The following is a 9,093-nucleotide window of genomic DNA, read 5'->3' on the forward strand; positions in this document are numbered from 1 at the left end:
GAAATAATTAGTTTCAGTATGGAGTTTTCAAAATTCAATTCTTTAACTTATTTATTGAAATAATTTACTTTTTTTCTATTGTTTTATGGCTTTAGCCGAGAATCCTCATAGAAATAAATTATTTGTTGAAACTAAGTCAAACTAAGTTCAAATATGATTTCAAAAGCCCCCGGATATCATCTAAGTTATTTTTTAATAAATTAAAAATTACATCTCTATCTAAATCCATATAATCATGAACCAAAATATTTCTGAAAGCAATTATACGAATAAACAACTCTTTTTCCTCTTCATTTAGATAATTATTTTCTGCTAAAATTACAGCAATATCTTTATAAACATTAACCCTCCCCAGATCATCATCTGAAACTATGTGATTCCCTATATCAATTAATGCTTCAATTGATAGATGCAAAAATCTCTCGGCACTTCCATACAGAAGTGGATTATTATTAAATTCTTTAAATTCTACATCTTCAACTATATTCTCCAGCTGTTTAAGATATTCATTACACTTTTGAGATCTTTCTAAAATTATCTCTTTTTTAACCATTTAAAATTCTCTCCTTAAACTTCTGCTGATTTTTTTTCAGGTAATACTCAAAATCAAGGTACTTTCTAATTGCTAGTGATTGATAGGAGGCTGCGTCAAAGTCTTCTTTTTTATAAAGCAGATAATTTTCTTTAACAACTTCATATTTTAAAAGAGCTGATGCCTTGTTTAAAATAACTAAATCTATATTATCAAGTCCAGCTTTAATTAAGTCCTCATAAATCTTAACTTTAATTTCTCCACTTTTTTTAGTATAATTATCCTCTAGAAGAATCGCAATGTCTATATCGCTATTTACACTGGCTTGATTCTTAGCCTGAGAGCCAAAAAGATAAACAGCTTTAATTACATTATTTTCTCTGGCCATTTTAATTATCTTATCAATAACTTTCTTTTTCATAATATCAACCCCTAAACAGCTTGACTTCATTACCTGAGCAAAGAACTAACCAAAACATTTAGCTGCTCTAGATAAATTTATTTAACGTCTTTACATTATTATAAAACAAATTGAAGACAATTAACAGAGGGAGGAAATTATTTTGCCTAAAACAATTAAATTAATTTCAATTTTTGCTGCAGTAGAACTTGTACTTCACGGAATCTGGGAATACACAGCCTGTGGGATCTTTTATACAATGGAGGGTCAGGGATTCATTGAACACCAACTGCTGATGATTCAGGCGACCATAGGTGATGTCTTCATTGCCCTGGGATTATTTTTCATACTGGCCTTTGTCAATCAACGCAGCAACTGGTTTCTCGGGGACTGGGAGAGAAAAGATTATATTATTTCCCTACTCTACTCGGTATTAGTTGCCTTTTATTTTGAAGCTCATGCTCTGCATCTAGGCCGCTGGGGTTACCAGGAAAACATGCCCCTTGTTTACGGTACTTCCATTGCTTTAGTTCCAGTCATCCAACTGTCTTTACTGCTGCCCCTGGGCTTTGTATTAACTAAAAAAATCTATCATTGGAAATTTACATAATTAAGCTCTGAAACTTTTAGACCTTAACCGACATAAACTGACATGCACCGTGAACCTGTCAGTTTATGTCGGTTTTTGTATTTATCTGTCAGAAAAGCTTCTCTTTCGACATTTATAGACACAAATCGGGTGGTTCCCGGTGCGTGTACGGGCCTAAAAAGTATAACTTAAATTAATTTCTAAGCCTTTAGCATCTCCACCTAAAACCTCTCCTTCACTGCCGGCTGCAATACTACCCCGCAGCTCAAGCAGCAGATTACTCCCAAAAAGATAGCTGTAATTAGGAATAAAAAGCGTACTGCCGTCATCTAAATAGCTGACCGTCATAATTCCAATGGAAGAGAATTCGTCGATCTCATAACTTAAATTGGTATTGATAAAATCCAGGTTATTTCGGCCTTCTGATCCATTTTCCTCATCTGAAGTAGATGATTCGAGATTAAAGAGATCAAAGGCAGAAATATCTCCTTTAAGCCCCTCCAGCCTTAAATACTCAGCCTGCAGGTAAAGTCTGCTTCCGGCCTGAAAATTATAACTGTAATCAGTACCAAGCTGGTAGATATCATAATCAATCTGATCACTCTGCCAGAGGCCATAGGCACCATAAGCACCAACAGGGCCCAGATCACCTTTAGCTGTTAAACCATAACGCTCCAGATCGGTTTCAGCTTCTAAAGGTGTATTTACATAACTGGCACTTAAATCATAGCCCCTAAAAGTAGTTCTCCCTCTTAGAGCCCATTTATGCTCTTTTTGATTTTCAAGATTGGAAGCAACAAAAGTCAGCCCAGAACCCCAGTTGATTGGATAATATAACTCCAAACCATCCACAAACTTAGCCCGACTTTCTTCTTCTAAATTTTCTGCCCCCAGGCTGTAGTCAACCGGGTTAATTAAGGCACCATATGACCAGGAAATTGGTTGACGCCCAATACTGGCATTAAAAGGACCAAACTTTTCTCTTAAATATAATTTTTTAAACCAGAGATCAAATTTATCTTCTTCTGCTTCCGAGAGAGAAATAACGGCTCTGTTTTGGATATCCAGGGGAAAATCATAGGGTAAAAACCACTCCAGCTCAAGTTCTGCTGCCAGATTGTTTTCCAGCTCAGAATCAGCATAAGTTAAATTGCTGATCAAACTGGCCTTTCCTCCTATATCTGCAGACAGCACCGGCGCTGAAAAAATGGTCAATAAAGCAACAATGGTTATTAAAAAAAGGCTGTGTTTTTTGGTCAAAACTTTCATCTTTTTTCATCACCATCCTCATTAACTTCTTAAGTTAGCGCAATCTTTCCAGGGTGAAAATATTTTCCGGTAATTCCGGGTTAAATTCAATTTCATTGACGATAAATTCGGTGCTTGTATCCCGGCGCAGCTTATTTTCCATCACCATATGCACCGGGTACCAGCGGCCATCAATCTCTTCTACCTCTAAAACTCTAGCTTCTTTGAGCAGCCTGCCGCTTTCTGCATAAAGATCTTCTTTTAAACCGACAAATCTTTCTTTATCAATCCAGACCACCCGTCTGTAATAACTTACCTCTTTACCGGGCACTTTGACTCCTTCCAGTTTATAGGCGGGCCGGCCTTCGTATTCCTCTTCTCCGATTATTTCAAAATCATAAAGATCAGTTAACTTGTCAGATTCCAGCATATCCTGATAGGAAAAATCACTTCCCATCATTCCCTGTTCCAGCATGTGGCCTGAAATCTTAACTAAATCTTCAGCCTGCGGGAAAAACATCCAGAGATCATCATCTCTTTTTAAAAACTTGGTCCCTCTATCCCGAGGATTTGTAAATTCTGCCAGTGCATTTTCCTGATCCTGCCAGCTGCGCATTGTTTTAGTCTGAGTTCTACCGCTATTTTTAATGATCATTTCAGCTTCCGAATAAGCAGTAATTACATATTCATTTTCATCTCTGCGGTTTATTATCTCATCTGCAGTCAGATCCTGAGCAGCTGCCGAAAAAGTTGTTAGAAAAAATATTCCGATTAATAATAAACTAAATCCGCCAATGATCATCTTTTTATTTTTGCTTGATTTTATTAATCCAGCCATTATATTTTGACCCCTTTCTACTTTAATCTTGCTCAAATTTATATTTTCAAAAACAATTCTATTTTCTGCTTTCATTTAGATTTCTCTTAAAGCTTCTGTTGGCTCCAGTTTGGCAGCTCTTCTAGCCGGAATAATCGCAGTTAAAGTTGTAACAACTACTCCGATTGCAAAGGCAAAAAGCATATGCTCCACTTTGTAAGTCGGATAGATAACTGGATTCATCAAAACATCAATATCCTCAAAAGCTGCACTGTAATCAAAACCAACTCCTGCCAGATAATAATTTAGAGCTCCACCTCCAAGGGCACCAAGAAAACTACCAATCAATGCCATAGCTGATCCTTCTAGAATAAAAAGCTGTAGAATTTCTCTGCTTTTCAGTCCCAGCGCACTCATCATTCCTATCTCCTGAGTTCGCTCTTTAACAATCATCACCAGAGTATTAATTACAACAATTGATGACAGGAGAACTAAAAAGAGATAGATGAAATTATAAATTGTTTCACTGACTTCAAGCAGCTGAATAAAGGTATTGCCTTCCTTCCAGCTCTGGGCCAGATAATTATTTCCACCACCCTGATTGAGATAATTTCTCACCTGTGGCAGAAACTCTCCCGCACGCTCGCGGTCTTCAGTCACCAGCAGCAGTTCAGTCGCCTCATCATTTAAATAAAGAAGATTTTGAGCAGTATCAATCGGCATAAAAACAACCTGTTCATTTAAAAGCGGCAGATTACTCTGAATCTCACCAACTATTTCAAAAGTGGCTCCCTGAAAAGAGCTGAAGGCTGTCGTATAAACCATTGTTACCTTTTCGCCTACACTGCGGTTAATCTTTTTTAAAAGTTCAGAACCCATTACAACTTCTCGCTGGCCGGGCTCCACCATCCGTCCCTGGCTTAGTTCTCTCTCCAGATTGGTAAATTCCAGTTCTTTAGCTCCATCTACTCCCCAGGCCAGCATCTGCACCAGTTCTTCTTCCGTACTGACTGCTGCTCCAAACTTCAGCCTGGGTATAACCATCTCAATTCCTTCCATCTCATTTAGATCAGCCTGCATTTCACTTAAACTTTTGTTTTCCAGTCCCTTGACTGTATAATTTAGAGAAAGCAGTTTTTCCTTCTGCTCATACTCTTCGTCAATAATTTTGATGTGACCTGTATCATAATGAATATAGAGTGAATAAGTGTCACCAATCATTCCATCGATCAAGCCCCTGGTAAAGACAATTACCATCACAGCAAAGGCAATAGCCAGGATTGAAACTATAGTTCTCAATTTATTTCTGAACATATTTTTAAAAGCAATATTAATTAAAAATGTCATTTCCCAACCTCCTTAGCGGTGATATATAGCTTTTACCGGGTCTTTGCGCGCGGCCCATAAAGCAGGTAAAACACTTGCCAGCACAGAAACAACAACTCCATAGACAAAGACAAAAATAAATGATTCAAGCTCCCAGCCAGCATAAATTGTTCCACTTAAAGGAAAGCCATAGGTCATATCGCCACCACCGGTCATAGTTGCCATATCAATACCATTAATATTGAAAATCGCCAGACCAATAATTCCCATAATAACTCCCATTACTCCACCAATCAGACCGATCCCGGCTGCTTCGCCCATAAATGTATATACAATTTCTCGCTCGTGCATTCCTAAGGCCTTCATCATCCCCAGCTCTTCCATCCGCTCCAGAGCAGATAAAATTACTGTATTAACGATTCCAACTGCTGCCAGAGTTAAAATTATAGCCAGAATAATCTGAGTCTCTATATCCTGCATTTCAAGCATTGTTACCAGGCTCCGGGCTGCATCCCGCCAGGAGTAAGCCTGATAGGGAGCACTAAGTCGAGAACTTAGCTCTTCTGCTGCATTACTAGCCAGGTCCTGATCATTTAAACGGACTACATAGTGGCTTATTTTATCCTCCACATTCAACCTCTCCTGGACTGTTGACAGCGGCAGAAAAACATTGCTTTCATTTAAACTGGGATGAGGGGTGTTAAACAAACCCACAATCTCACCATCAATTGTATTAAAAGTTTTTTCTTCAGTTCTAATCAGCATTATCGCATAGTCTCCGAGCTGAAAATCCATCAATTCTGCCAGTTTGGCTCCCATAATTATTTCGGTACTTCCCGCTTCCGGCATCCTGCCTGCTACCAGATGCTGGTCCAACTCAAAGACTCTACTGTCAGTCTCCAGATCAATCCCAACCCCGGTAACTGGCAGCTCATCGATACCATTATTAAGATTGACTGCAAAGTTTAAGCGCCTGGTTAAAGCCTCAAAACCATCAGTCTGGCTGATTTTATTCTCGATCTCTGCTGCCGGAGTGATTAAATTTTTAAGTTGCAGCTCTTTTCTATCTTCCCAGTAATTTTGATCTGCAACCTGCAGGTGACCACTTTCTAAATTTATAATATTTTCAAAAGACATTTCTGTCATGCCAATCATTAAGCCTTCTGTAATTACATAAATTAAAATCGCAAAGGCAATTATCAGAGCAGTAATGATAGTTCTCCTTTTGTGACGTGTTAGATTTTTAAACGCCATTTTAAGAAAAAACATTACTAATCCCTCCTCTGGTCTTTGCTGATTTTTCCGTCCTTGATTTCAATTAAACGGCGGGCATAATCCATTACCTGAGGGTCATGGGTGGAAAAGATAAAGGTTGTATTTAACTCTTCATTCATTTCTTTCATTAGCTCTAAAACCTCTTTGCTGGTTTCAGAGTCAAGGTTAGCAGTCGGCTCATCAGCCAGAACCAGTTTTGGCTCTTTGATTAGAGCTCTGGCAATTGCCACCCGCTGTTTTTGCCCCCCCGAAAGCTCATTTGGACGTCGGTCAGCCATATCTCCCAGCCCCACTTCTTCCAGCAGCGACATTACTTTATCTCTTCTTTCTTTTTTGCTGTGTTTGTCAATTAAACGAATTGCAAACTCAACATTTTCAAAAGCTGTTAAAACAGGGATTAAGTTATAGCTCTGAAAAACAAAGCCCAGATTATAGCGGCGGACTTCAGCCAGCTCCTTACTGTTCAGATCATTGATTGAATGTCCGTCAAATACAATTTCTCCGGCTGTTGATTTATCAAGACAGCCAATCATATTTAAAAGAGTTGTTTTACCTGAACCAGAAGGACCAAAGATAGTTGTAAATTCTCCTGATTCAATCTCCATATCTATTCCTCTTAAAGCGGGAACTTCAATCTTACCCTGCTGATAAATTTTTTCTAAACCTGTTAATTTAATTAATGACATTTTTATCCCCCTTTGCTATACCATTTTTCATGATATAGAGCATTTTATCTGCATAATCCATAATCTGGTCTACATTTTCTGGATTATGATTTTCAAAAAAATAACTTACAATGCTGATTGAAAAATCAGTTAACATAAAAGCTGTGAGTTTTATATCAATATTTGGATCAACTTCTTCTTTCATAACTGCTTCTTCTAATAACTCTTCAAAAAACTGGTTGCTTTTTGGCCGACTGTCAGCATAAATTTCTTCTTTTAGACTTTCATTACTTCCATCGAGAAGATAATCCCCTATTTGAGAAAAAAGTGGGTACTCTCGTTTGAATTCAATTCCAGCAATAAAGAGTTCTCGTAAAAGCTCAAAAAACTCAAGCTTTTGGTAATCCTGAAGCTTCTGAGCCAGAAATTTCATCTTGGCATCTGATGCCTGATCAATAACATATTTATAAAGATCTTTTTTGTTGCTAAAATACTGATAAAAACTACCCTTTGAAATATCTGCCCGCTCAATAATCCGATTAATGCTTGTCTTTAAATAGGGATGAGCAGCAAATTCGTCAACCGCAGCCTCAATAATCCGCTCTTTTTTTGCTTCTTTCAGGTTGAAAAAAGTTTGTTTGGGCATTGCTTCACCTTCTTTTTTAAAATAAAATTAATTTTCAGATTTTATATGACTTTTAAGTCACATGACTTTGTAGTCACATTATATTCTTTTAAATTTAGTTTGTCAACTTTTATTTTTAAAAAAAAGAGCAGCTGCCAGAAACAGCTGCTCATCTAAGTTAATTATTCTATATTTTTATATGGTTTTTGCAGGACACTAACTTTTAATTTCTATAATACTCAGCAATAATTTGATCCATCACCCGTGTTGTTCTGGCTGCACTTTCACCAGTAGAAGGCGACTCTCCCTTACCCAGTAAACTGGCAACTACTTTTTCTAAAAGCGGCTGCTGAACATGTTCCGGATAAGGAAATTCTATTTCCTGGCGTCCGTCTTCATTTTCTAAAATTATAGCTTCTTCACTAAATGAAGAAAATAAAAGTCTGCCTTTACTGCCGATTATCTCATTCTGGTCCAGATCATGAAAACCATTGAAAGTCCAGCTTCCAATTCCCTGAATCCCATTTTCAAATCTAAAGGTCATTACAACATTATCTTCTGCAGGATAATAACCAGCCTGATTGGAAGCAAAACCAGCCGCTGCATCGATTGGGCCAAAATAATAATCAAATAGATCAAGGGTATGTGCTGCCAGATCTAAAAACTTGCCTCCTCCTGCAATTTCAGGTAATACTCTCCAGGGAAGACTGCTTTCATCTTTTTCTTCTGCTGCTACTGGCTGGGCCAGCCTGATATTTACTGTTCTAATTTCCCCAACTGCTCCTGAATCAAGCAGCTCTTTGATTTTTAAAAATCTGGGCATCGCCCGGCGGTAATATGCTGCATGCAGCTGCACATCATTTTCTTCACAGACTCTGATCATTTCTGCTGCTTCTTTGTAGTTTCTGGCCATTGGTTTTTCTACATAAACCGGCAGTCCTGCCTCAGCTGCCATAATAGTATATTTCTTATGGGTGGAAGGCGGGGTGGCCACATAAACAGCATTAACCTCTGGATCATTAATTAAATCTTCTGCTTTATCATACCAGCGGGGGACATTATGCCTTTCAGCATAATCCTCTGCCAGTTCACCCGTCCTTCTCATTACAGCAACTAAGTCTGAATTCTTTATTTTCTGCAGTGCTGGTCCACTCTTCTTTTCTGTTACATCACCACAGCCAATAATTCCCCATTTTACTTTTTCCATTTATAATTACCTCCCTCTAATAATTAAAAAATCTATATAAATACTATCATCAGATACAAATTTATTGATAGATAAAGTTTTCACTATTTACCTTCATGTCCGATCGGCTCAATATGAACATAAACTAAATCGACCTCTTCCAGTCCTTCAACAGCCTGCCTCACATCTTCTCCAATTTGATGGGCTTTGCTCAAAGGAATATCGCCATCGACATTTATATGCATATCGACCCTTAATTGAGGACCTACATATTCAGCTACAATCCGATGCACATCTGCAACTTCAGTTACTGAAAAGGCAGCTTCGGCTATTTTTTCAGTTAATTCTAGATCAGCTCCTCTACCGATAAGATATCCTACATTTTCCCAGGTGATTTCCCAGGTGGCTTTGAAAATCCAAAGAGCTACAA

Annotated in this window: 11 protein-coding genes; 1 reads left to right on the forward strand and 10 read right to left on the reverse strand. The window is 37.9% G+C overall.

What is annotated here, in order from left to right; translation table 11 throughout:
- Positions 1-136 precede the first annotated feature (136 nt).
- Both CI949_RS12745 and CI949_RS12750 read right to left on the reverse strand, forming a co-directional pair.
- Positions 137-553, reverse strand: a complete 417-nt coding sequence (locus tag CI949_RS12745; RefSeq protein WP_108137420.1) for a type VII toxin-antitoxin system HepT family RNase toxin — start codon at positions 551-553, stop codon at positions 137-139.
- Positions 546-953 (reverse strand): type VII toxin-antitoxin system MntA family adenylyltransferase antitoxin, encoded by a 408-nt coding sequence (locus CI949_RS12750; protein WP_166637127.1) that lies wholly within the window; start codon positions 951-953, stop codon positions 546-548. The genes CI949_RS12745 and CI949_RS12750 overlap by 8 nt, the downstream gene beginning before the upstream one ends.
- Positions 954-1,095: 142 nt before the next feature.
- Here CI949_RS12750 and CI949_RS12755 point away from each other — a divergent pair, with 142 nt between their 5' ends.
- Positions 1,096-1,542 carry a hypothetical protein gene (locus CI949_RS12755; RefSeq protein ID WP_108137416.1) on the forward strand — a complete coding sequence of 149 codons (447 nt, stop codon included), beginning with the start codon at positions 1,096-1,098 and terminating at the stop codon, positions 1,540-1,542.
- Between the two features lie 153 nt (positions 1,543-1,695).
- On the opposite strand, the gene CI949_RS12760 is transcribed toward CI949_RS12755, so the two are convergent.
- The 8 genes from CI949_RS12760 to CI949_RS12795 form a co-directional block, all read right to left on the reverse strand.
- Entirely contained in the window at positions 1,696-2,682 is a 987-nt protein-coding gene (locus tag CI949_RS12760; RefSeq protein WP_290767080.1) for a hypothetical protein, read from the reverse strand.
- Between the two features lie 142 nt (positions 2,683-2,824).
- On the reverse strand, positions 2,825-3,682 hold the full coding sequence (locus CI949_RS12765; RefSeq protein WP_290767082.1) for an outer membrane lipoprotein-sorting protein: 858 nt from the start codon (positions 3,680-3,682) through the stop codon (positions 2,825-2,827).
- Positions 3,683-4,933, reverse strand: coding sequence for an FtsX-like permease family protein (locus CI949_RS12770; RefSeq protein ID WP_290767083.1), 1,251 nt, complete (start codon positions 4,931-4,933; stop codon positions 3,683-3,685).
- A 12-nt stretch (positions 4,934-4,945) separates the two neighbouring features.
- Positions 4,946-6,181 carry an FtsX-like permease family protein gene (locus CI949_RS12775; RefSeq protein ID WP_290767084.1) on the reverse strand — a complete coding sequence of 412 codons (1,236 nt, stop codon included), beginning with the start codon at positions 6,179-6,181 and terminating at the stop codon, positions 4,946-4,948.
- A gap of 2 nt (positions 6,182-6,183) precedes the next feature.
- On the reverse strand, positions 6,184-6,873 hold the full coding sequence (locus CI949_RS12780; protein WP_108140984.1) for an ABC transporter ATP-binding protein: 690 nt from the start codon (positions 6,871-6,873) through the stop codon (positions 6,184-6,186).
- The gene (locus tag CI949_RS12785; RefSeq protein ID WP_108140982.1) at positions 6,860-7,498 is read right to left on the reverse strand and encodes a TetR/AcrR family transcriptional regulator; all 639 of its coding nucleotides are present in this window, start codon (positions 7,496-7,498) and stop codon (positions 6,860-6,862) included. The genes CI949_RS12780 and CI949_RS12785 overlap by 14 nt, the downstream gene beginning before the upstream one ends.
- Positions 7,499-7,700: 202 nt before the next feature.
- Positions 7,701-8,684, reverse strand: coding sequence for a Gfo/Idh/MocA family protein (locus CI949_RS12790; RefSeq protein WP_108140980.1), 984 nt, complete (start codon positions 8,682-8,684; stop codon positions 7,701-7,703).
- 83 nt (positions 8,685-8,767) lie between these two features.
- Positions 8,768-9,093, reverse strand: a 326-nt coding sequence (locus CI949_RS12795; protein WP_290767087.1) for a cation diffusion facilitator family transporter, incomplete at its 5' end; no start/stop codon positions are given.

It is taken from the genome of Halanaerobium sp. (assembly GCF_003070835.1).

Excerpts from the sequence above, each read along its gene's own strand:
- CI949_RS12745 (WP_108137420.1), bottom strand. The coding sequence starts at position 553 with ATGGTTAAAAAAGAGATAATTTTAGAAAGATCTCAAAAGTGTAATGAA.
- CI949_RS12780 (WP_108140984.1), bottom strand. The coding sequence starts at position 6,873 with ATGTCATTAATTAAATTAACAGGTTTAGAAAAAATTTATCAGCAGGGT.
- CI949_RS12785 (WP_108140982.1), bottom strand. The coding sequence starts at position 7,498 with ATGCCCAAACAAACTTTTTTCAACCTGAAAGAAGCAAAAAAAGAGCGG.
- CI949_RS12770 (WP_290767083.1), bottom strand. The coding sequence starts at position 4,933 with ATGACATTTTTAATTAATATTGCTTTTAAAAATATGTTCAGAAATAAA.
- CI949_RS12775 (WP_290767084.1), bottom strand. The coding sequence starts at position 6,181 with ATGTTTTTTCTTAAAATGGCGTTTAAAAATCTAACACGTCACAAAAGG.
- CI949_RS12765 (WP_290767082.1), bottom strand. The coding sequence starts at position 3,682 with ATGAAAGCAGAAAATAGAATTGTTTTTGAAAATATAAATTTGAGCAAG.
- CI949_RS12790 (WP_108140980.1), bottom strand. The coding sequence starts at position 8,684 with ATGGAAAAAGTAAAATGGGGAATTATTGGCTGTGGTGATGTAACAGAA.
- CI949_RS12750 (WP_166637127.1), bottom strand. The coding sequence starts at position 953 with ATGAAAAAGAAAGTTATTGATAAGATAATTAAAATGGCCAGAGAAAAT.